The 21,266-nt window shown below is 25.2% G+C and carries 22 protein-coding genes and 3 tRNA genes; 16 read left to right on the plus strand and 9 right to left on the minus strand.

The annotated features are described in order from the left end of the window. Nucleotide 1: 1 nt before the first annotated feature. The 3 genes from ALEK_RS07010 to ALEK_RS07020 form a co-directional block, all read right to left on the minus strand. On the minus strand, nt 2–259 hold the full coding sequence (locus ALEK_RS07010) for an STAS domain-containing protein (RefSeq protein ID WP_071625870.1): 258 nt from the start codon (nt 257–259) through the stop codon (nt 2–4). A 3-nt stretch (nt 260–262) separates the two neighbouring features. After that, complete coding sequence (locus tag ALEK_RS07015) at nt 263–628, minus strand: response regulator (protein WP_071625869.1); 366 nt, start codon at nt 626–628, stop codon at nt 263–265. Between the two features lie 114 nt (nt 629–742). Further along, complete coding sequence (locus ALEK_RS07020) at nt 743–1,447, minus strand: response regulator transcription factor (RefSeq protein ID WP_071625868.1); 705 nt, start codon at nt 1,445–1,447, stop codon at nt 743–745. A 133-nt stretch (nt 1,448–1,580) separates the two neighbouring features. Here ALEK_RS07020 and ALEK_RS07025 point away from each other — a divergent pair, with 133 nt between their 5' ends. The 8 genes from ALEK_RS07025 to ALEK_RS07060 all read left to right on the plus strand — a co-directional run bounded on the left by ALEK_RS07025 (nt 1,581) and on the right by ALEK_RS07060 (nt 11,982). Next, nucleotides 1,581–2,606, plus strand: coding sequence for a sensor histidine kinase (locus ALEK_RS07025; protein ID WP_071625867.1), 1,026 nt, complete (start codon nt 1,581–1,583; stop codon nt 2,604–2,606). Between the two features lie 10 nt (nt 2,607–2,616). Beyond that, entirely contained in the window at nt 2,617–6,192 is a 3,576-nt protein-coding gene (locus ALEK_RS07030; protein WP_071625866.1) for an ABC transporter substrate-binding protein, read from the plus strand. A gap of 50 nt (nt 6,193–6,242) precedes the next feature. Beyond that, nucleotides 6,243–6,638 (plus strand): response regulator, encoded by a 396-nt coding sequence (locus tag ALEK_RS07035; RefSeq protein WP_071625865.1) that lies wholly within the window; start codon nt 6,243–6,245, stop codon nt 6,636–6,638. 9 nt (nt 6,639–6,647) lie between these two features. Further along, the gene (locus tag ALEK_RS07040; RefSeq protein WP_071625864.1) at nt 6,648–8,396 is read left to right on the plus strand and encodes an EAL domain-containing response regulator; all 1,749 of its coding nucleotides are present in this window, start codon (nt 6,648–6,650) and stop codon (nt 8,394–8,396) included. Between the two features lie 81 nt (nt 8,397–8,477). After that, complete coding sequence (locus tag ALEK_RS07045) at nt 8,478–8,909, plus strand: DUF3010 family protein (RefSeq protein WP_071625863.1); 432 nt, start codon at nt 8,478–8,480, stop codon at nt 8,907–8,909. A gap of 138 nt (nt 8,910–9,047) precedes the next feature. Then, a complete protein-coding gene (locus tag ALEK_RS07050) occupies nt 9,048–10,301 on the plus strand; it encodes a response regulator (RefSeq protein WP_164072421.1) in 1,254 nt (417 codons plus the stop codon). Between the two features lie 6 nt (nt 10,302–10,307). Continuing rightward, a complete protein-coding gene (locus ALEK_RS07055) occupies nt 10,308–11,543 on the plus strand; it encodes a response regulator (protein ID WP_071625861.1) in 1,236 nt (411 codons plus the stop codon). Further along, nucleotides 11,533–11,982 carry a toxin-antitoxin system YwqK family antitoxin gene (locus ALEK_RS07060; RefSeq protein ID WP_071625860.1) on the plus strand — a complete coding sequence of 150 codons (450 nt, stop codon included), beginning with the start codon at nt 11,533–11,535 and terminating at the stop codon, nt 11,980–11,982. Before ALEK_RS07055 ends, ALEK_RS07060 begins: the two co-directional genes overlap by 11 nt. A 2-nt stretch (nt 11,983–11,984) precedes the next feature. On the opposite strand, the gene ALEK_RS07065 is transcribed toward ALEK_RS07060, so the two are convergent. The 3 genes from ALEK_RS07065 to ALEK_RS07075 all read right to left on the minus strand — a co-directional run bounded on the left by ALEK_RS07065 (nt 11,985) and on the right by ALEK_RS07075 (nt 12,269). Continuing rightward, nucleotides 11,985–12,073 (minus strand) — tRNA-Ser (locus ALEK_RS07065). Between the two features lie 14 nt (nt 12,074–12,087). Beyond that, nucleotides 12,088–12,174 (minus strand) — tRNA-Leu (locus tag ALEK_RS07070). 10 nt (nt 12,175–12,184) lie between these two features. Continuing rightward, nucleotides 12,185–12,269 (minus strand) — tRNA-Tyr (locus ALEK_RS07075). 101 nt (nt 12,270–12,370) lie between these two features. Here ALEK_RS07075 and ALEK_RS07080 point away from each other — a divergent pair. Beyond that, a complete protein-coding gene (locus ALEK_RS07080; RefSeq protein ID WP_071625859.1) occupies nt 12,371–12,721 on the plus strand; it encodes a RidA family protein in 351 nt (116 codons plus the stop codon). A gap of 261 nt (nt 12,722–12,982) precedes the next feature. After that, entirely contained in the window at nt 12,983–14,020 is a 1,038-nt protein-coding gene (locus tag ALEK_RS07085; protein ID WP_071625858.1) for a hypothetical protein, read from the plus strand. On the opposite strand, the gene ALEK_RS07090 is transcribed toward ALEK_RS07085, so the two are convergent. Continuing rightward, nucleotides 14,015–14,239, minus strand: a complete 225-nt coding sequence (locus tag ALEK_RS07090; RefSeq protein WP_071625857.1) for a hypothetical protein — start codon at nt 14,237–14,239, stop codon at nt 14,015–14,017. The two genes, ALEK_RS07085 and ALEK_RS07090, sit on opposite strands and share 6 nt — an antisense overlap. Continuing rightward, the gene (locus ALEK_RS07095; protein ID WP_071625856.1) at nt 14,240–14,512 is read right to left on the minus strand and encodes a hypothetical protein; all 273 of its coding nucleotides are present in this window, start codon (nt 14,510–14,512) and stop codon (nt 14,240–14,242) included. Nucleotides 14,513–14,656: 144 nt separating this feature from the next. On the opposite strand from ALEK_RS07095, the gene ALEK_RS07100 reads away from it, so the two are divergent. The 6 genes from ALEK_RS07100 to ALEK_RS07125 all read left to right on the plus strand — a co-directional run bounded on the left by ALEK_RS07100 (nt 14,657) and on the right by ALEK_RS07125 (nt 20,993). Further along, entirely contained in the window at nt 14,657–16,504 is a 1,848-nt protein-coding gene (locus ALEK_RS07100) for a GGDEF domain-containing protein (RefSeq protein WP_071625855.1), read from the plus strand. A gap of 95 nt (nt 16,505–16,599) precedes the next feature. Beyond that, nucleotides 16,600–17,691: a MotA/TolQ/ExbB proton channel family protein gene (locus ALEK_RS07105; RefSeq protein WP_071625854.1), complete on the plus strand. Its 1,092-nt coding sequence runs from the start codon at nt 16,600–16,602 to the stop codon at nt 17,689–17,691. Then, nucleotides 17,678–18,886, plus strand: a complete 1,209-nt coding sequence (locus tag ALEK_RS07110) for an OmpA family protein (protein ID WP_071625853.1) — start codon at nt 17,678–17,680, stop codon at nt 18,884–18,886. Before ALEK_RS07105 ends, ALEK_RS07110 begins: the two co-directional genes overlap by 14 nt. Nucleotides 18,887–18,994: 108 nt before the next feature. Further along, the gene (locus ALEK_RS07115; protein WP_071625852.1) at nt 18,995–19,558 is read left to right on the plus strand and encodes a DJ-1/PfpI family protein; all 564 of its coding nucleotides are present in this window, start codon (nt 18,995–18,997) and stop codon (nt 19,556–19,558) included. A 27-nt stretch (nt 19,559–19,585) separates the two neighbouring features. After that, nucleotides 19,586–20,320, plus strand: a complete 735-nt coding sequence (locus ALEK_RS07120) for an IclR family transcriptional regulator (RefSeq protein ID WP_071625851.1) — start codon at nt 19,586–19,588, stop codon at nt 20,318–20,320. A gap of 31 nt (nt 20,321–20,351) precedes the next feature. Then, nucleotides 20,352–20,993, plus strand: coding sequence for a peptidoglycan recognition protein family protein (locus ALEK_RS07125; RefSeq protein ID WP_197950367.1), 642 nt, complete (start codon nt 20,352–20,354; stop codon nt 20,991–20,993). Here ALEK_RS07125 and ALEK_RS07130 read toward each other — a convergent pair. Then, on the minus strand, nt 20,983–21,222 hold the full coding sequence (locus tag ALEK_RS07130) for a hypothetical protein (protein WP_071625850.1): 240 nt from the start codon (nt 21,220–21,222) through the stop codon (nt 20,983–20,985). The genes ALEK_RS07125 and ALEK_RS07130 overlap by 11 nt on opposite strands. Nucleotides 21,223–21,266 lie beyond the last annotated feature (44 nt).

Genomic DNA, 21,266 nt, shown 5'->3' on the forward strand with positions numbered 1-21,266 from the left:
TTTATACTCCTAAAACGTAAGCGATTCCTGTTATCTCAAAAGAAGATAATACTTCTTGTTTGAGATTTTTAATTTCAAATTCTTTTTTTGATTCTTCACAACTTTTTTTTAAAGCAATTAAAAGTTGCATTGCACTCATATCAATTTTTGTTATATTCTCAAGGTCAAGTACAACTTTGTCTTGTTCTAAAAGTTTTGAAAAATCTTTTTTAATTTCTTCTACTTCATATATTGTGAAGTTATTATTTTCAAGTTTCATGTTTTATCCTAGAAGCTTTTCAAGGGCAATAAGAAATTTAGCTTTATTAAAAGGTTTTACTAACCAAGCTTTAACACCTAATGCTTTTCCTTTTGCTTTTAAGTCATCTTTAGATTCAGTTGTCAACATAACAATAGGTAAAAATTTGTATGCAGGATCTTTTTTGATTTCTGCAACCATTTCTAGTCCACCCATATTAGGCATATTTACATCACTAAATACAATATCAATTTCATGTTGTTTGATTTTTTCTAAGCCTTCACTACCATCAGTTGCTAAAACTACGTTATAACCTGCTTCGATTGCAGCTTTTGAAGAGACACTTCTAATTAAACTAGCATCATCTACTAATAAAATTGTTTTTGCCATGATAAATCCTTTTTTTAAAAAATAAAATAGCTTATTTTGAAATGTTAAATGAATTATGTGGCAAAATTGTGTTTATTAAAATTATTATTTTGAGAGTTTTTTCCAGAAGAGAAATTATGCGATTATTAGTTTATATCCTTGTCCTGATATATTTCTAATAAAATCAGTAGAGATCTTCTTTCTTAAGTTTTTAACGACAGTTCGAAGTGCCATACTCGTCATTACTTCATCGAATTGCATCCAAACGTGTTGTTCTATTTCTGAGTATGTTACAACCCTGTTTTGATTTGCAAGTAATAAATCAATAAGGTTTTTTTCTTTTCTGTTTAATTTTATTTTTTTGTCATCTAAAGATAGAATTTCTGAATTAGTTTTATCATATTTAAGAGAATGTGTTATTTTTACATATATATTAGAGTTTATATTTAAAATCTCAACAGCATTAAAAAGTACTTCTTTTAATTGTCTAATATTAATAGGCTTTACTATATATGATTGAATATTTAAGTTTGCAGCAGGTAATAAATAATCAACATCTGCATGTGCTGTAAGTAAGATTATTGGAATTTGTATATTTTCATTTCTAACTTTTCTTATAAATTCTATTCCATTTAAATTTGGCATTGCAATATCTGAAATAATTATCTGTGGAGTTTTTTCATAGTAGTACTCTAATGCTTCTGAGCCACTTGTTGCTACTGTTATATTATCTGAAACTTCTAAAAGAATTTTTGTCATTTCTTCTCGAGTATCATAATCATCTTCTACATATAATATGGAGATATTTTTAAGTAATATAGCTAATTCTTTCATTTGCATAATAACTACCTTTATAAATAAATAACTTAATAATAACAAATAATTATAGAAAATAATATTAATAATCGTATAAATTTCAAAAGTGTCTTCTTTTTGCCACAATTTTTTTCTATAATTACTCAAAGGATTTTTGATGAATATATTATTTGTTAGCCAAGAAAAATATGGTGAAGAAAATATTAGAGATTTTTTTAGAGAGATTAATATTGATATTCAATATATAACTTTTAGAGAATACACTAAAAACTTAGAAAAAATAGATTTTGTAAGTTTAGATTTTATATTTATTGAATTACTAGGAAAAGAAAAAAGAAAGATAAATTATATTAAAAATTGTCAAACTCAGAATATTTCTTCTTTTGTAAATATTATTTATATTTTTGAAGATGTAAACCTAAATACTCTAATTAAAGGATTGAGATTAGAAAAATTTGACTATTTAATTAAACCTTTGGAATCAAATGATGTTTTATCAAAAATAAACTTATATAGCGAAGAGCGAATTCAAACTTTATATGAGAGTTATAAGATGATTGTAAAAGGAAAACTTCTAAGACCTTTAGAGCATCAATGGAAACAACCTCTAAATTTAATTGCTACAAATTTAGTAAACTTAGAAATTAAATCAGAGTTATCAAAATTAGATCATGAAGATATTACTGAAACTAATAACAAAATAGAAAAAGCAATCGGCACTATTTCTAATACCTTAACAAATTTAAATGATTGTTTTAAAAATTCTGTATCAAAAAATGAATTTAATGTAAATTCTGCTTTTGAAAAAATATTAGAATTTGTAACTCCTCAAATGATGAAACATAATATTGTTTTAAACTATAAAAAAAATGAAAAGAATATAAGAGTAAATAACTATGAAAATGAATTCTCATTAAGTTTATTAGTATTTTTATTTATTTTTACTCATTGGATAATTGATTCAAAAGAGGAAACACAAAAAGTTTATATTGATTTTGCGTATTTAGATGAGAATGAAAAGACAGTAATTAACATTAAATTTAGAGAAGAATTACCAATGTACCAAATTTATAATAAATTTGACTTGGAATTTTTTGTTGTAAAAGAATTATTAAAAAGATTAGGATTTATTTATCAAAGTAGTTCTGTTGATAATATGACATTAGTAAAACTCATTTTATAATGGAGGGATTATGTTTAAGAAATATCTATTATTTATTTTTATTACTATAAACCTTTTTGCTCTAGAAAAGGTCTCTTTACAATTAGCTTGGTTGGATCAATTCCAGTTTGCTGGTTATTATATTGCTAAAGAAAAAGGCTATTATGAAGATTATGGCTTAGATGTGGAGTTCAAAAAGTTTGACTTAGAATATTCAAGAAATAGAAATATTATTAATGATGTTTTAAACGGCAATGCTAATTATGGAATAAGCCACTCAAATCTTATTGTTGATAAATCTAATGGCAAAAAAGTAATTGCATTAGCTTCAATTTTTCAATCCTCACCTTTAGTATTAGTTTCTCTAAAATCTTCTGGAATAACGTCTTTATCCAATATAAAAGATAAAGTTATATCACTTACAAAATCTGATTTAGGTACAACTGCATTAAGAGCAATGCTAGCTTCTCAAGGATTTGATGTAAATAAGAATAATATTAAAGAATATTCTTTTAATGTGGATGAACTTATTAATAAAGAGTCTGATTTAGTAAATGTGTATATGTCAAATGAATTATATGGTTTAGATGAAAAGGGTATTGAATATGATGTTTTTGCCCCAAAAGATGAAGGATATGATTTTTATAGTGATATTTTGTTTACTAGTCATATGGAATACAGTAATAATCCCCAAAGAGTAGAAAAGTTTAGAACAGCTTCCTTAAAAGGATGGAAATATGCTTTTGATAATATAGATGAATCTATTAATATAATATATGAAAAATATAATAGTCAAAAGAAAACAAAAGATGCATTACTTTATGAAGCATACCAATTAAAAAAACTAGCATATTATAAAACTTCAGAAATTGGTGAAATTAATATTAAAAAAATGCAAAGAATATATGATATTTATAAAATCATGGGAGAAGTAAAAGGTAAGATTGATTTAAATGATTTTATTTATAGTAATTTAAAATTAAACCTTAGCACTGAAGAAAAAAAGTTTATAAAGAATCTTACGAAACTAAGAATTCATAATGAGAGTAAATGGCCTCCATATAATTATAATGAATTTGGTTTACCGAAGGGTTTTTCTATTGATTATATGAATATACTATCTAGAAAACTTGGAATTGAAATTGAATATATTTCAAATAAAAGTTGGAATGAATATTTGACTATGATTAAGAATAGAGACTTAGATATTATGCTTAATATTGTAAATACTCCCAATAGAAGAAGTTATATAAACTTTACAAAACAATATGCTGAATCTTTACCTACTATATATGTTTTGGGTACTAGAACAGATATTACAAGTATTAAAGATCTTGATGGAAAAACGGTATCGGTTCCAAAAGGTTTTTATACAAGTGAAATTATAAAAAAACATTATCCTAATATAAAACTCAAATTAACAAAAAATAGTTTAGAAGCATTAAAAGATGTGGCTTTTAGAAGAGCAGATGCAACAATTAGTGATTTTGCAGTGGCTAGTTATCTTATTAAAAATCACGGGATTATAAATATAAAAGGTATTGTTGATACAACAGATCATAGATTTGTTAGTAGGCTTAATATTGGGGTTAGAAGTGATATGCCTATTTTAAAAGAAATTATTGAAAAAGGCATGAAAAATATAAAAGATGAGGAGTTAATAAAACTTAGACATAAATGGTTTGGAAATGAACTAATTTTAATGAATAAGGAAATTTTATTTACTAAAAAAGAAAAAAACTATTTACATAATAAATCAAGTATAAATATATGTATTGATCCTAATTGGGCACCTTATGAATATCTTCATGAAGGGGAACACTTAGGTGTTACATCTGATTATATGAAATATTTTTCTGATGTTTTAAATCTTCCTTTTAAATTAATAAAAACTGATTCTTTTTATAATTCTCTTTTATTATTAAGAGAAAAGAAATGTGATTTAATTCCAGCTGCTGCTATTACTTTAAATCGATTAAATTATATAAATTTTACTAAGCCATATTTATCTTCATCCTTTGCTTTAGCTACATTAAAATCTCACAAAAAAGTACCTAGAATAAATAACTTATTAGAGAAAACGTTTGGAATGGTAAAAGGTTATGCTTCTATTGATATCTTTTTGAAAAAATATCCTTCTATTAGAATTAGAGAATTTGATACTATTTCTAATGGTTTAGCAGCAGTTCGAAAAGGTGAAATATTTGGCTTTATTGATATTCCTACTACTTTAAGTAGTGTTATTACGAAAGAGTATTTTACAAATATTAAAATAGCTAGAGAATTAGATACAAAATTGGAGCTTTCAGTTGCACTAAGAAATGATTCTCCTGATTTATTATCTATTTTTCAAAAATTAATTACTTCAATAACAAAAAAAGAAAAAGATAGAATCTTAAATAAATGGATTACTGTTAAATATGAACACAAATTTGATTACTCATTAGTAGGAAAAGTATTTTTACCAATATTCTTTTTCTTAGGAATGATAATATTCTATCTTTGGACTGTAAAATTAAAAAGAGAAATTAAACATAGAAAATCAATAGAAAAAGAGTTACAAAGCTCACTAGATAATTTTAAGATGCTAGTAGATTCTACAATTGAGGCAATATTCTTAATTGAAAAAAGTGGTAAATGTATTGAAGCTAATCATGAAGCGAGAAAGCTATTTAAGTTTTCAAAAAAATCTGATTATATTGGAAGACATATATATTTTATTATTGCTCAAGATGATAAAGAAAAAGTGCGTAAAGAGATAAAAAAGAATAAATCTTTTCCTAGAGAAATTAGACTAGTTAAAAAAGATGGTACATTATTCCCTGGTTTAGTAAAAGGTGAAAATGTAAGAAAATCAAACCAAACAATGAGAATTGTATCTATTGTAGATTTAACAGAATTGAAAGAGAAAGAACACTTACTTTTTCAACAATCTAAACTTGCATCAATGGGTGAGATGATGAGTGCTATTGCTCATCAGTGGAGACAACCACTTAATGCCTTAGCTGCTTTAAATATGAAAGTTGAAACTAAGTTGGAATTTCAAGATACTATGGATTTAGAAGAGTATAAACCAATCTGTGAGAATATTAATAATCAGCTAAATTATATGTCTAAAACCATTGATGATTTTAGAGATTTTTTTATTCCTTCTAAGAAAAGAACTCATTTTAATATTTGTGATGTTATTGAGAGTGTTTTTTCAATGTTAAAACCTCAATTAGAGAGTTATAATATTGAATATACTTTTGATTGTAATAATATATATATTGACGGTTTTCCAAATGAATTTAAACAAGTAATTATTAATATTCTAAACAATGCAAAAGATGCAATTGTAATGAATAATATTAGCAATGGAAAAATTGATGTTAATATCATAAAAGGAAAAAATAAATTTGTTATTTTTATAAAAGATAATGGTGGTGGTGTAAGTATGGAAATTATTAATAAAATATTTAATCCTTATTTTACGACTAAATTTGAATCTAAGGGGACAGGAATTGGTCTTTATATGTCTAAAATGATTATAGAAAAAAGTATGAATGGGGAATTAAAAGTCGAAAGTAAAGATGGTGAAACTATTTTCAGTATTACTATTTCTTAGTACCACATAAATACCACAAATTTGATTTATAATTTGATATGGAGTTAGTTATGAATAGAGTTTTAGTAAAAGATAAAATCAAAGATTTGAGTGTTTTATTTATTGATGATGAGAAAATTGTTATTGATATTATGAAAGAGATTTTGCCTATGTTATTTAAAGAAGCTTATTATGCTTTAGATGGAGTAGAAGGTATTAATCAATTTAAAATGAATGAACCTGATATTATCATTACTGATTTAAGTATGCCAAAACTAGATGGTATAGAAATGATAAAAGAAATAAAAATACTTAATGAAAATATAAAAGTGATATGTATTAGTGGTCATAATGAGCACTCTGAAATTGATAAGTGTTTAGCCTTAGGATGTACTTATATTGTAAAACCTATAAGTTCCACTGTACTATTTAAAGCTTTCGAAGAAATCTTAGATATAACTGAGTAAGGAAATATTATGAATTTAAAAGACCTTTTACAATATTCAAAAAATCTAACTGTTTTATATGTGGAAGATGATATTTCAAAAGAAGTAACAGCAAAACTATTAGAAGAAATCTTTGCAATAGTTGATATTGCTTCCGATGGATTAGATGGTTTATCAAAATATAATGAATATTATCAAACACATAATTTATTTTATGATGTGGTTATTAGTGATATTAATATGCCAAAAATGAATGGTGTTGAACTTAGTAAAAATATTTTTGAAATAAATGATAAACAAGAATTAGTAATTGTTTCAGCTTACAATGACCCAAGAAACCTTATTGATCTTCTCAATATTGGAGTAAGTTCTTTTATACAAAAGCCTATGAGTTTTGAGAATACTATTAAAACGTTAACAAAAGTTTGTCAAGATATTTATAATTCAAATATTGTTAAACAATATAATGAAAATATGAAAGAACAAAATGAAGATTTAACTGATTCTAATCAATTATTAGAAAAAAAAGTAAGTGAAAGAACACAAGATTTAGAGAATTTACTTTACAATGATAAATTAACTGGTTTGAAAAGTTATTACTCTTTAATGAAAAATATAGATGACTCAGCTTTATCCATATTCTTTGTTGTTAATTTAGATTCTTTTCATAATATTAATAATCTGTATGGTTTTAAAAACTCGAACTCTTTATTGTATCAATTTGCTCAATGTCTAAACATTTTCAATTCCACTTTAGATTATAACTTATATAGAGTTTATGCTGATGAATTTGTTTTATTTAAAGAGATAGATGATAACTACTATTTACAATCTTATGAAAAAGATTTATTTAAATTAATATCAACTATAAAAGAGTATAACTTTACAGTAAATGATAGGGATTCAATTGATTTAAATGCAACTATTGGTCTATCTATTGCTGAAAAGAATCCTTATGTTAGTGCGGGAATGGCTTTAAGGCATGCAAAAAAACATAGATTAAACTATGTGATTTATAATAATACTTTAGACTTATCAAGCTCAATTAATGATGTTTTAAAATGGTCTCCAAGACTTAAAACAGCTATTGAGAATGATATGATATTGACAGCCTTTCAACCAATTGTTGATAAAGAAGAAAATGTATTGAAATTTGAAGTTTTAATGAGAGTAGGGGAAAAGGCCAATGAAAGTTTTAATATAATTTCTCCTTACGAATTCCTCGAACCATCTAAAAAAACTAAGCATTACAATTCTATGATGGCTATTTTAATTGAAAAAAGTTTTATTACTATGTATAACAGAAAAGAAGACTTTTCAATAAACTTGTCTTATGAAGATATATATAATAGAACTCTAATTAATATTATAAAAGAAAACCTAACTAGATTTAAAAAAATTGGAAGTAGGTTAATAATAGAAATATTAGAGACAGAAAGTATTGAAGATTTAGAAATCATGCAAAAATTTGTTACTGAGTTTAGAAAATTTGGTGTTAGAATTGCCATTGATGATTTTGGTACTGGGCATTCAAACTTTTCTAATATTATTGCTATTGAACCTGACTATATAAAAATTGATGGTTCGTTTATTAAAAATATTCATAATGATGCAAAAGCATATACAATAGTAAAAGGAATAATATCAGCATCAAAAGAGTTAAATATTAAAACAATTGCTGAATTTGTTCATAATAAAGAAGTATTTGATGTTTTAGTAGAACTAGGAATTGATGAATTTCAAGGTTATTATTTCTCTGAACCATTATTAAATATATAAAATATTACAAAATGACATATAATTAAGTAGTAAAAATTTATTGTTATATAATTCCTTTAGTTTAATTAAGAAGGAATTATTATGAAATTATGTGGTATCGAATTGAAAGCTAGTAATACAATATTAAGTGTAATAGATTTTAGAGAAGATGATGATATTATTGACTATATTGATTTAAAAATAAAGAAAATTACTTTGGAAGATGATGAAAATCAAGAAGACATATCAAAGTTTTCTTCTTCAATTAGTTCATTTCTAAAAGAAAATGAAATTGAAAAAGTTTTTATTAAAAAAAGAGCAAAAAAAGGTACTTTTTCAGGTGGTGCAGTTACCTTTAAAATGGAAGCTTTAATACAGTTAAATAGTATATGTGAAGTTGAACTTATCTCATCACAAAGTATAAGCTCTTTTGAAAAAAAGAACTCAATCATATTTCCTAAAGCATTAAAAAAATATCAGGAACAATCATATTTAGGTATATTAGCAACAAAAAGAATAGAAAATGTTATTTAGATCATAGATATTTGATAAAAAGGACAAAAAAGAGTTATTTTTATAAGATATAGTTAAAATTATTATTGTAACATATAAACATAAATTCGAAAAAGGAGAATTTATATATATATTTTATATATATAAGTGATAATAACTATGCTGAATGAGAATTTTTTTAAAACACTTACAATTTTATATGTAGAGAATGATTTAGAGTTAAAAACTGAATTTTCTTCTATTTTAAATAAATTTTTTAAAAAAGTTTTTATAGCTAATGATGCAAAAGAAGCATTAATTATATTTAATCAATGTAATAAAGATAATATTACTATTGATGTAATTGTTAGTGAATCTCAATTTGATGATTTTTCAGGACTTGATTTACTAACAAAAATTAGGACTTTTGATAAAAATCTACCTTTTATATTCTTTACTGAAAGTAATGATATTGATTTATTACTTGAATCCCTAAGACAAGACGTAACAGCATATTTTATGAAACCTTTGAACTTAGATGAGGTACTAAAAAAAGTCCAAGAAGTCTGTCTAACAAAAAAACAAGAAGACGAAATTACAGACTCTCAAAATGAAGTAGAAGATTACTTAAATATCATAAATAAAGTTGCAGTTGTTTTTATTTTTGATGTAGAAGGGAATATCGTATATATAAATGACTTCTTACGAGAACTAGTAAAATGTGAAGATGAAGATATTATAGGCTTTAATTATAGAATAATCTTTCATCCTGATATGGCTACTTCCATTCTAGACGAACAATGGAGAGTTTTACAATCAAAAGAAAAATGGCAAGGTAAAAGTAAATATATTACAAAAAGTGGAGCTGCGTTTTTCTCTAACTGTACAATTATTCCTGTTTTAGATGAAGTGACACAGGAGCTTAGAAAGTTTATTAGTGTTAATTTTCTTACTACAAAAGAAGAGAGTGAAAAAAGAGAATATAAAAAGAAAGTACTTTTTAATTTACAAGAAACAAAAAGAGTAAATAAAGTAGCTCAACAAAAAATTGATGAGTTAGAACATATGTTAGAGCGGTATAAAGGATACGAAAATGTTGTGGAGTATTTTAATAAACAAAAAGTATCAAATATTGAACAATATTCAGAATTACAAAAGTTAGAAAATAAGCTTAAAGCTGGAAGAAGAAGGTTTGAACAACTTACCTTTGGAGTAAATGACAAAATTAATAAAATATCAATATTAACAGCAGATATGAGAGATTCGGAAGAAAAAGCCTCTAAGAAAATAGTAAAAGTTTCAGAAGAAATAAAAATTAGAGAAGCTTATATCTTAAAAATAAAAGATGAGATAAAAGAGAAGTCATTAAAAATTAAAGATTTAGAAGATGTTGTAAAACATAGAACTGAACAATTAGTTGAAAAGAAAGGTTAATAAAAAATGTTTAATTATGCTTTTCTAAAAACTCTAGATATTTTATATGTAGAGAGTGATACTGAAATAAATACATACTTTAGTGAAATCTTAAGTAAACAATTCAAAACAGTTAATTCTTTAGTTTCTGGAAGTGAAGCTTTAGAAGCTTTTAAAAAAGATCACAATAGTGAAAATATTCTTAATTTAGTTATTATTGATGTTGCTTTAAAAGATATGTCAGGAGTTAAACTTCTTGAAGAAATTAGAAATATTGATAAGAATATTCCTATTATTCTAACTACGGATAAAATCGAAGTAGATCCTTTACTTAGTGCAATTGAGTATAAAGCTAGTGATTATTTACAAAAACCTATAAATGCAAAGGATTTAGTTTTTTCAGTTGAAAGAATTTGTCAAAATAAATACTTTGATAAATTAAGAGAAGAAACACAAAAAGATTTAGAAGATATAAGAAGTGTAATAAATGAAGTTGCCCTTGTAAGTAAAACTAACCTTGAGGGTGAAATAATCTTCTGTAATAATTACTTTACAGAAATTACTGAATATACACAAGAAGAGTTAGCAAGTAATAAACATGAATTAATAAAAGATGATGCAACAAATAAGCTTATTTATGAGGGTTTATACAAAAGTATTAAAGATGGTAATATTTGGGAAGGTAAATTAAAACAGCTTACTAAATCTAAGAGTGAATTCTATGTTTACCTAACAGTAATTCCTGTATTAAAGAAAAACTCTAATGAAATATGTGAGTTTATGTGGATATCTTTTTTAGCAACAGATGATGAATTAGAACAAAAAGAGTTTAAGAAAAAAGTTGCAAAGAATATTCATACTAATAGAAGAATAAATATGGAAGCAAGAGAAAAAATTGATGCTTTAATAAATAAAATCAATTTTTATAAAAACTTAGAATCAAATGTTAAAACAGAACAACAACGTGGGGCTAAATTTAAGAACCAAATAAAGTTTTTTAAAGATGAACTTGTTGGAGTAGAAGAAAAACTAAAAGTTACTAGTGATAAAGCTAGTAAGAAAATAAAAGTAGTATTAGCTGATGAAAAGGAAGTAAGAAAGAAAAATGATGTTGCAATGTTGAGTTTAGAGAAATTAACTGGTGAACTTAATGATAAAAATAAAAGTATTAAAACACTTACAAAAGAATTAGCAGAACAAGTAAAAATTATTGAAAAACTTATGAATTCAATTGATAGTAAAGAGAACCAACTTGATATGTAAAAAAATAGTTCTTATATTTCTTTTTTCATCTATTGCTGTTTTATCAAATGACAAATGGATGAAAATTTCTCCTATTGGTTCAGCTACAAATTCAAATCAAAAAAAAGAAACAATAAAAGTATCAAAACCAAATCTTTTATATAAAAAAGAAAATATTAAAGGCTCGCAAAATAAACTGTTAAGTCTTCCTCTTGAAGATAAATTATCAAAAGATCATATTGTAAAAAAAGAATATTACAAAAGAGGTGTTTTAAAAAAATCAACTTCATATTTAAAATCTAAAAAAGATGGAGTTGAAAAAGAGTTTTATATTAATGGAAAAGTTATGATTAAAACTAATTATCTTAATGGGAAAAAACATGGTATTGAAAGAATATATGATGAATCAGGAAAAGTTTATAAAAGTATTTTTTATAAAAATGGGGAAAAACTAGAATAAAATGGCAGAGAGTGGGGGATTCGAACCCCCGGAGGCGTGAACCTCGCCGGTTTTCAAAACCGGTACATTCGACCAACTCTGTCAACTCTCTGCAATTAATAATAATGGTGCGAATGGTGAGAATCGAACTCACACTCCGAAACCGGAATTGGATTTTAAGTCCAACGCGTCTACCTATTCCGCCACACTCGCACTATATATATGGTGGTGAGAGAAGGATTTGAACCTTCGAAGCCGTAGGCGGCGGATTTACAATCCGCAGGATTTGACCACTCTCCAACCTCACCGTTTGTTTGAAGGTTGAAATAATATATTAATTAATATTAATTTAGTATTAAATTTTATATTTTGTGTTATAATTTTCAAAAATAATTTATAAGGAGTACTTTTGATTAATAGAATGGAAGTAAATGATAGAATGAGTAGAATTGTTGAGCATAATGGAACAGTATATTTAGCTGGTATAGTATCTGATGATAAAACTTTAGATATTCATGGTCAAGCTAAAAGAGTTTTTGAAATTGCTGATAAAAGATTAGCTGATGTTGGTGCTAATAAAGGTAATATCTTAAGAGCTGAGATTTTCTTAAAAGATATTTATAGAGATTTCGCTGATTTTAATTCTCAATGGGATTTATGGATTGCTGATGTTAATGCTCCTGCAAGAGCTTGTGTTGAAGCAAATATGGCAAGTGAAGGTACGCTTGTAGAAATTATATTCACAGCTGTTAAAGCTTAGGTTATAGTGTGATATTATTTGATATCACACTTTCCAAATCTACATTTTAAAAATCTAATTAACATAAAAATAAAAAATATTACAATACCTACTTCAAATATTTTATAAATAATTTCCATTTATTTTCCCTTACTTTTGTATTTGTTCCTTGAATATATAAAAAAATACTTTTTTTGTCAAATTTAGGATTAAAAATGTATAAATAATAAAAGTTGTTTTAAGATTTTTACATTAAAATAATGAAAAAATTGAAGGCATATTATGTATAAACAAATAGTAGGTGCAACTTTTAATGGGATTTTTGAAAAGAAGTATCAACTTCTAAAAGCTTTGTTAATTCCATTTTTTATAATAGTTTTATTTGAGCAAGTATTACCTTATTCTGTTTTAGCTCAAAATAAAATAATTTTATTTACATCTGCGATAGTTTTATTCTGTATTAATATTTTAATTGCCATTACAACTCATAGAGTTTTATTAATAGAAGAAAATGCTGTTCCTACTTGGGGTTTATATAAATTTACAAGTAGAGAGATAAAGTTCTTTTTTTATTCTTTATTAATTGTATTATTTGTAATGATTATTATTTTCCCAGTTGTCTTACTTTTTAGTGTAATACTAGATTCTTCAAATGAATTGGTTTATCCTTTATTGATTATATCATCAGGTATTATCTCAATATTTGTCTTTTCAAGATTATCTTTGGTTTTACCATCAATAGCACTGGATCATGACTTGTCTTTTGCTGATTCTTGGAAGTTAACTTCTAAACATAAAATTTTATGTATGTTTACAATTATTATAATTCCTTCTTTAATTGCTATATTAATTTCATTAGTTTATGGAATTGCCATTGAATTTTTAACGGCAGTTATTTCAACAAAATTAAACTTTTTAAATTCATTATTAACTTTATTTGTAAATGTATTTATTATTAGTGCATTATCTGCAACTTATAAATTTTTAGTTCCAGATAATTATTCTGAAAAAGAAGAAGTTTTTGTAGAGCAATCACGTGAAATTAAAACATCAAGTAAAGATGATACTTTTGATATTTTTTTACCATTTTCTTTAGGCTTGGATTTTGATGAGATTAAAGAGCTACTATACGAAGAGTATTCAAGGTTTGGCTTTGATAATGTAGTAATTAATAAAGATAACTCTTGGATGATTAAAACTACAAGAGAAGGGCAATCTTATGTTAGTGTGTCTGTATTGGAAGATAGTTTTAAAATTGAGTCATTTAATACACAAAAACCTGATATAGAAATTTTTAAAAATAAAGATGAAAAGTTATAATATAACTTTTGCATCTTTAATAAATTTATCCATTCCATAATCATCTTGAACTAAAAAACTAATTTCATTTTTTTCATCTATAATAGCTTTTGCTAAAGTTTTTTCAATATTTTCATCCCCATTAAAATAATCCCTATTTAAATATTGAATTGTATATTGTTCATCATTTTTAATATTAAGTTTTTTTAGTTCTTCTTGAGTATTTTTAACAAAGTTCATTTATTCTTCTTCGTGTTTATGTTCTTTTACATTAGCCATAATTTGATCGTAAATTCTTTGATATTCACTTTCAGGCATTTTGTCTTTTTTTATTACTTCAATAATATTTTGTAATTCAACTAAAAAAGATTCTAACTCTTTTATTGCTGTCATATCATCTTCTGTTTGTTCATTATTTTCTAAAAGTTTGTGTAAATCTTCTAAGTATGATTCCACTTCTGGTATCATTAAGTTTTCTACAACATCGTTTAATTCAGTTTTAATATCTTTCATTTAATTCCTTTTCTATGTGTAATTATATAATTAATTTGAAATAATAAGCTTATATGAAGAATATTATAATTTAAAGCTATTATTTGATTATTTTTAAGAATAACTATTGTACAATTTTTTTTAATTATTTTTTAAGGTTTTGATGTGCGTAAAAATATTATTTTTAAATATATAATAATGGTTGCTGTTCTTGCTATTGTTATAACTGCTCTTAGTTTGTACAATTTGAGAAATATTGGAATTAAATCTGCTATCCATAATGCAGAAGCCTTATCTGAAGTGATAAAAAGTGGATTAACATCCCATATGTTAAATAATAATATGCATCAAGTAGATACCTTTATTGACTCTGTATCTAATATAAAAAATGTAGATAAAATCTGGTTAGTTCGAGGAGATCTTGTAAGTAATCAATTTAAAAATATTGATAAAACGAAACTCCCAAAAGATGCCTTAGATAAAAGTGTTTTACTAACAGGTAAAATGCAATATGAAATTCAAGAAACATTTACTACAACAAATGTAAGAGTTACAATTCCTTACAACGCAATTGCTGAAAAAAATATTGACTGTTTACAGTGTCATAATGTAAAACAGGGAGAAACTTTAGGTGCAGTATCTTTAATGTTAGATATAAGTACTCTTAAGCAAATCGGTATAGAATCAATTTATATTATTTCTCTTATTGTTATATTAACCATTGTGATTATTATATTTCTATCAAGAAAAATATTAAGACCTTATATTTCATTATTTAACAGATTTAGTAATAACATTAATTGTGCAGTAACTGGTAAGTTTAATCAGATACAACCACCTCGTGGAATTACAAGTGAGATGTTAACTTTAACCCAAGAGTATAATAAGCTAATTGTAAACTTTAGAGAAACTTCTGTAGATATAGAAAAGAAACTACAAGGATTTATTGGTTACAACAATATTAATAATGGAAAAGACCCATTAAATGATTCTAAAGAAATTATTGATAATTTATCAAATTTATATCAATTTAAAAAAGAGATAGAATTAGACAATACAAGAGATGAAATATATGCAAGATTATCTCAGATTTTCTTGAATAAATTTGGAATCAAAAACTTCTCTTTTGTTGAAATAGATATGTTAAAACAAAAAATGTCTGCTGTTGTAAAAGAAGGAAATATGTTCCACTGTGAAAAAACTATGAGTGAATCACCAGAGTTATGTAGAGCAGCTAGAACAAAAAGTGATGTAATGTCTATGGACTTCCATAGTACATGTCCATATTTTGAAAACAAAGACAAGTATTATTACTGTACCAACATAGATATTAGCAAAAATATCTATTTAATTATAAACTTTGTTTTTGATACAAAAGAAGAGTTAGAGAACTTAAAGGAACAATTTACTTTTATAAAAAGTTATATTAATGAAGCAGCACCTTCTTTAGAAGTTAAATTATTAATGAATGCACTTAAAGAATCAGCATTTAGAGATGGCTTAACAGGTCTTTATAATAGAAAGTTCTTAGAAGAACACACTAAAAAACTTATTCCTCAAGCTAAAAGAGAAAATATTAATGTTGGTGTATTAATGTTAGATATGGATCACTTTAAAGCTGTTAATGATGAGTATGGACATGATATTGGTGATAAAGTGTTAAAAGAACTTGCACGAATTTTAGATGAAACAGTTAGAGAGTCAGATTTAGTAATTAGATATGGTGGAGAAGAATTTATTGTATTACTAGTTGGTGTTAAATCTGAAGAAGATACTATTACTGTTGCTAATAAAATAGGGCAAAGAGTAAGAGAAAATGAAATCGATGTATACGCAGGTGCTAAACTTAAAAAGACTATTAGTATTGGTGTTTCGATGTTCCCTCAAGATTCAACTTCATTTAATGGTGTTGTTAAAAATGCTGATATTGCATTATATGAAGCAAAAAGTACAGGACGAGATAAAGTTGTAAGATTCAAAGAAGAACAAGTATCAAGTGTAGACTTATTCTAAAAAGAAAAAAGTATTTACTTTTTTCTTTCATATTATATAAACTAATTTTATTGTAGACTAATCCAAACTAATATCTTTTATATTGGAGTTTTTAAATGTTTCAAATTTCTGAAGAAAAAATCCATCATTTACCTCGATTTTTTATGTTGTTATCAATACCGGCACTTTTATATATAGGTCTTTTAAGTATTGATTATTTTAATTTAGTATCCTTAAAACTTGAACTTCATTCAATTATTATAATTCTAATTATTCTTTTAATTTTTATGTTTTTTATTATTCATAATGCTTGGTATGCATTCTCCTTTTTTCGTAATTCTTTTAATGGTGTTATTGAGAATGTGGAAGTATTCCTTACTAAGAATCAATTAATGATTGCTGGAAAAAGTAAAGCTTTTGGAAATATTGATTTCTTTTTTGATGAACATGAAAGAAAAGTGAGAAATGACCACTTTGCAAGTGTCGCTGCTTCTATATTCCCAACTCTTGGTATTCTTGGTACTTTTATAGCAATTGCAATATCAATGCCTGATTTCTCTGTTGAGTCACAAGAGGCATTAGAGAGTGAAATCACTGTTTTATTAAGTGGAATTGGTACTGCTTTTTATGCTTCTATTTATGGGATATTTTTATCTTTATGGTGGACGTTTTTTGAAAAAAGAGGACTTACTAAAATCCAAAAAGAAATAGATGAAGCAAAAGCATATTATAAAACTAAAATATGGAATGAAGATGAAATCAAAATTTTATCGCTAACTCAAAATCAAACTTCAAATGAGAACTTGATTAATAAACTAGAGAGTATTGTAACTCCTGAATTTTTATTTACTTTAGATAATGTTGCTAAATCAAAAATACAGTCAGTTGAAAAATTACAAGAAGAACATATTGCATTAGAGAATAAACTATCTAATAATTATATTAATATTGCACAACTTTTTGAGCAAACAGCAATTAAACAAAAAGAGTTATTAGAAGATTTTGATATTTTAAATAAATCAATATCTAATACAAATGAGAACCTTTCAACTTCTGTTTTTGAACAATCTAAACATTCAAAAGCTATGAAAGCTGAAATTTATTCTGTTCTATCTTCTTTTGAGTTAATATCAAATGATTTAAAAACTTTAGGGCAAGATTTAATTAAAAAAGATATAGAAATAAGTAGACAAGATGAACAAAGATAACAATAACACAAGTTTCTGGATATCTTATGCTGATTTAATGGCAGGATTATTATTTGTATTTATACTACTAGTAGGTGCTATTATTATTAAGTACTCTTTTCTTGAAACAGAATCTAAGATACTTGAAAAAACTCTAAGTGTTGAAAAGACAGCACTAGAGAAAAGTAAAAAAGAGTTAATGAAAAAAGAAGATGAAATATCTAGAACGTTAATTGCCTTAGAAAAAAGTAGGAAAAATCTTGATTACTTAAAAGAGACAATAACTTTATTAAACTCGAATTTAGAAGAATCTACAAAAACAAACGAAGATTTAAATCAAACTATAAAAAAAGATAAAAGCGCAATTTCTTCTTTTGAAACAGAACTACAAAGTAAGAAAGTGCAAATTGAATTATTAACAAATCTAAAATTAGAAAATAAAGAAAAAATTTCTGAACTTTTATTAACAGAAATAAAACTAAAAGAGACTCTTGATTTATTAAATCTTAATGTAAAACAAAAAGACACAGAACTAGATAATTATTCAGAAGATATTCTTTTAAAAGAGAAACTAATTGTCGCATTACAAGATAAGAATCAACTTTTAGATGATGAGTTACAAGTAATTTTAGAGAGATTAAAAACAACAGAATCAAAACACTCTTTAGCTATTCAAGATTTAAGTAATACAAAACAAAAAATTAAAAACCTAACAGGAATTAAAATAAAGGTTATTACACTTTTAAAAAATGCTTTAGGTAATAATATGCAAATTGATCCAAAAAATGGTGCTATTAGTCTATCTTCTAATATTTTATTTGATGAAGGACAATTTACATTAAAAGATAATTCTAAAGAGGCTTTAAAAAATGCTGTATATGACTATTTTAATACTATTTTAGAAAATAAAGATATAAATAAACATATTGATAAAATCATAATTGAGGGACATACTAACTCAAAAGGTTCTTTTCTTTACAACTTAGAATTATCTCAAAAAAGAGCATATTCAGTAATGTCTTTTCTTTTAGATTTAGATTTTGATAAAAGAGATAATCTAAAAAAACTTGTAGTTGCAAGTGGACGGTCTTTCTTAGATCCAATATATGATAATAATGGTTTAGAATTAAAAGATGAATCAAGAAGAATTGAGATTAAATTTAGACTTAAAAATGAAGATGCTATAAAAGAAATAGAATCGATTTTAGATAAATAAAATATCTTTAGTTTCACTATGTGAGAGTGAAAAAAACTAGTTTAAAAATAAATTTTTATTTAAAATATATTGATATAAAATCTCCTTACTTAATAAAAGGAGAGACTTATGTCAAAAAAGATTTTAATACTAGCTGGTGATTTTGTAGAAGATTATGAATTAATGGTTCCTTTTCAAGCTCTAAAGATGTTAGGGCATGAAGTGGATGTTGTATGTCCTGATAAAAAAGCAGGCGATATAATTAAAACTGCTATTCATGACTTTGAAGGGGATCAAACCTATACAGAAAAACCAGGGCATAACTTTGCCTTAAATGCTTCTTTTGAGGATGTAAATGAATCAAATTATGATGCTTTACTAATTCCTGGTGGACGTGCTCCTGAGTACATTAGATTAAATTCAAGAGTTATTGAAATTGTTCAAGAATTTAATTCACATAATAAACCTATTGCTTCTGTTTGTCATGGAATACTACTTCTAGTAGCAGCTGATGTTATAAAAGGTAAAACTTGTTCTTGTTATCCAGCTTGTTCTCCTGATGTGGAACTTGTGGGTGGAAAGTGGGCAGATATTGGTTTTGAAAATGCAATAGTAGATTCTAATCTAGTAACAGCAGCAGCATGGCCAGCACATCCCCAATGGTTAGCAAAATTTAATGAGATGCTAAAATAAGTTATATAATAAATAAAAAGAAATAAAATGCCAAATCAAATAAAGTCTTTATCTAAGGGATTAAAAGTATATAAAACAATTGTTGATTATGGGAAACCAGTACAAGCAAAAGAGTTATGCTCCAAACTTGCTATTGATAAAAGTACTATGTCTCGATTGTTACAAACTCTTAAGGATGAAGGCTTTATTTCTTATTTAGAAAACTCAAATGAAATCATATCAAATGATATTTTTATAAAAACAAATCAAGCTACAAAAATTGAACTTTTAATAAAGAAAACAAATTATCTTTTAGAAGAAATCGCAAAATTAACAGGAGAATGTTCATACCTTGGCATTTTTGATGATTATCGGGTTTTATATATTAATCAGTTGGATTTATCCAAAAGAGAGATTAAAACTAGAAATAATATAGGAGTTCAAACTCAGCTTCATACAAGTGCTTTAGGAAAATCTATACTTGCTTTTGGAAATTATGACTTAAAGAAATTGAAATTAAATCAATATACTAATAACACAATAACAGATGTGAAGTCTTTAGAAAATGAATTAGAACAAGTGAGAAGCAGAGGCTTTTCTTTGGATAATAGAGAATACCAAGACGGTATGAGATGTATTGCAGTTCCTTTATTTAATGAGGATAATATCTTGATAGGAGCGGTTGGAATATCTGGCTCTTGTGAAAGACTAAGTGCATCTGTAATGTTAGAATTTGGTGAAAAATTATCTGATTTGGTATCTTTACAAAAAATAGTATATTAGTATTAAAATTAAAATAATAAGTATATATTTTATGATAAACTTTTTTATGAAAAAAATTATGCTATTTATCGTTCTTATTTCAAATGTATATGCTCTTGAAATAATTAATAAACCTATTGAATTTACTCAATTAAGAGTAGAACTTACAAAAGAATATATCAAAAAAAGATACAACAAAGTTGTTGAAGATATTAATATTATTCCAAAAATGATAGTTATTCATCACACAGCGCTAGATGATTTCTCAAAATCTTATGATCGATTAAATCCAGAAATTTTATTAAGTGATAGAAAAGATATTTCAAATGCTAGTAAATTAAATGTCTCAGCTCACTTTCTTGTAGATTCTAATGGAAAGATATATTCTTTAATGCCAGAGACTTATATGGCAAGACATGTAATAGGTTTAAATTATTCTAGTATTGGTATTGAAAATGTTGGTGGACAGAAAAAAGGTGATAAATTAACATCTAAACAATTAGAAGCAAATATCAAGTTAGTTAAATATCTTAAAAATAAATATAAAAGTATTGAGTATTTAATTGGTCATTATGAATACAGAAAGTTTGAAAATAGTAAATTATGGTTGGAAAAAGACAAAAATTATAGAACTATTAAAAATGATCCCCATAAGTCTTTTATGGAAAAACTAAGGAAAAACCTTAGTTTTTAAAATCATTGTCCTCTAGATTACCTTCAATTAAGCTAGGGTCAGTTTGATCAGGATCTTCATTTGATGTAATACCTACATTGTTCTTATCAATATTATTGGGTTGAACGTTTGTTTCCTTTTTTACATCATTAGGTTTTGTCATTTCATTTTTATCTTGCATATTTGAAGCAAATGCATTAAATGAGAATATAACACCAAGACAAATTGTTAAAGCAAAAATAGTTTTCATGATTAACTCCTTTTTATCTTGGAATATTATATAGTAAATTATTA

It is taken from the genome of Poseidonibacter lekithochrous, assembly GCF_013283835.1.
GTDB classification, from domain to species: domain Bacteria; phylum Campylobacterota; class Campylobacteria; order Campylobacterales; family Arcobacteraceae; genus Poseidonibacter; species Poseidonibacter lekithochrous.

What these genes read in the sequence shown, in the direction of transcription:
- ALEK_RS07010 (WP_071625870.1), bottom strand. Translation starts at nt 259, where the DNA reads ATGAAACTTGAAAATAATAACTTCACAATATATGAAGTAGAAGAAATT.
- ALEK_RS07015 (WP_071625869.1), bottom strand. Translation starts at nt 628, where the DNA reads ATGGCAAAAACAATTTTATTAGTAGATGATGCTAGTTTAATTAGAAGT.
- ALEK_RS07020 (WP_071625868.1), bottom strand. Translation starts at nt 1,447, where the DNA reads ATGCAAATGAAAGAATTAGCTATATTACTTAAAAATATCTCCATATTA.
- ALEK_RS07025 (WP_071625867.1), top strand. Translation starts at nt 1,581, where the DNA reads ATGAATATATTATTTGTTAGCCAAGAAAAATATGGTGAAGAAAATATT.
- ALEK_RS07030 (WP_071625866.1), top strand. Translation starts at nt 2,617, where the DNA reads ATGTTTAAGAAATATCTATTATTTATTTTTATTACTATAAACCTTTTT.
- ALEK_RS07035 (WP_071625865.1), top strand. Translation starts at nt 6,243, where the DNA reads ATGAATAGAGTTTTAGTAAAAGATAAAATCAAAGATTTGAGTGTTTTA.
- ALEK_RS07040 (WP_071625864.1), top strand. Translation starts at nt 6,648, where the DNA reads ATGAATTTAAAAGACCTTTTACAATATTCAAAAAATCTAACTGTTTTA.
- ALEK_RS07045 (WP_071625863.1), top strand. Translation starts at nt 8,478, where the DNA reads ATGAAATTATGTGGTATCGAATTGAAAGCTAGTAATACAATATTAAGT.
- ALEK_RS07050 (WP_164072421.1), top strand. Translation starts at nt 9,048, where the DNA reads ATGCTGAATGAGAATTTTTTTAAAACACTTACAATTTTATATGTAGAG.
- ALEK_RS07055 (WP_071625861.1), top strand. Translation starts at nt 10,308, where the DNA reads ATGTTTAATTATGCTTTTCTAAAAACTCTAGATATTTTATATGTAGAG.
- ALEK_RS07085 (WP_071625858.1), top strand. Translation starts at nt 12,983, where the DNA reads ATGTATAAACAAATAGTAGGTGCAACTTTTAATGGGATTTTTGAAAAG.
- ALEK_RS07090 (WP_071625857.1), bottom strand. Translation starts at nt 14,239, where the DNA reads ATGAACTTTGTTAAAAATACTCAAGAAGAACTAAAAAAACTTAATATT.
- ALEK_RS07095 (WP_071625856.1), bottom strand. Translation starts at nt 14,512, where the DNA reads ATGAAAGATATTAAAACTGAATTAAACGATGTTGTAGAAAACTTAATG.
- ALEK_RS07105 (WP_071625854.1), top strand. Translation starts at nt 16,600, where the DNA reads ATGTTTCAAATTTCTGAAGAAAAAATCCATCATTTACCTCGATTTTTT.
- ALEK_RS07110 (WP_071625853.1), top strand. Translation starts at nt 17,678, where the DNA reads ATGAACAAAGATAACAATAACACAAGTTTCTGGATATCTTATGCTGAT.
- ALEK_RS07115 (WP_071625852.1), top strand. Translation starts at nt 18,995, where the DNA reads ATGTCAAAAAAGATTTTAATACTAGCTGGTGATTTTGTAGAAGATTAT.
- ALEK_RS07120 (WP_071625851.1), top strand. Translation starts at nt 19,586, where the DNA reads ATGCCAAATCAAATAAAGTCTTTATCTAAGGGATTAAAAGTATATAAA.
- ALEK_RS07125 (WP_197950367.1), top strand. Translation starts at nt 20,352, where the DNA reads ATGATAAACTTTTTTATGAAAAAAATTATGCTATTTATCGTTCTTATT.
- ALEK_RS07130 (WP_071625850.1), bottom strand. Translation starts at nt 21,222, where the DNA reads ATGAAAACTATTTTTGCTTTAACAATTTGTCTTGGTGTTATATTCTCA.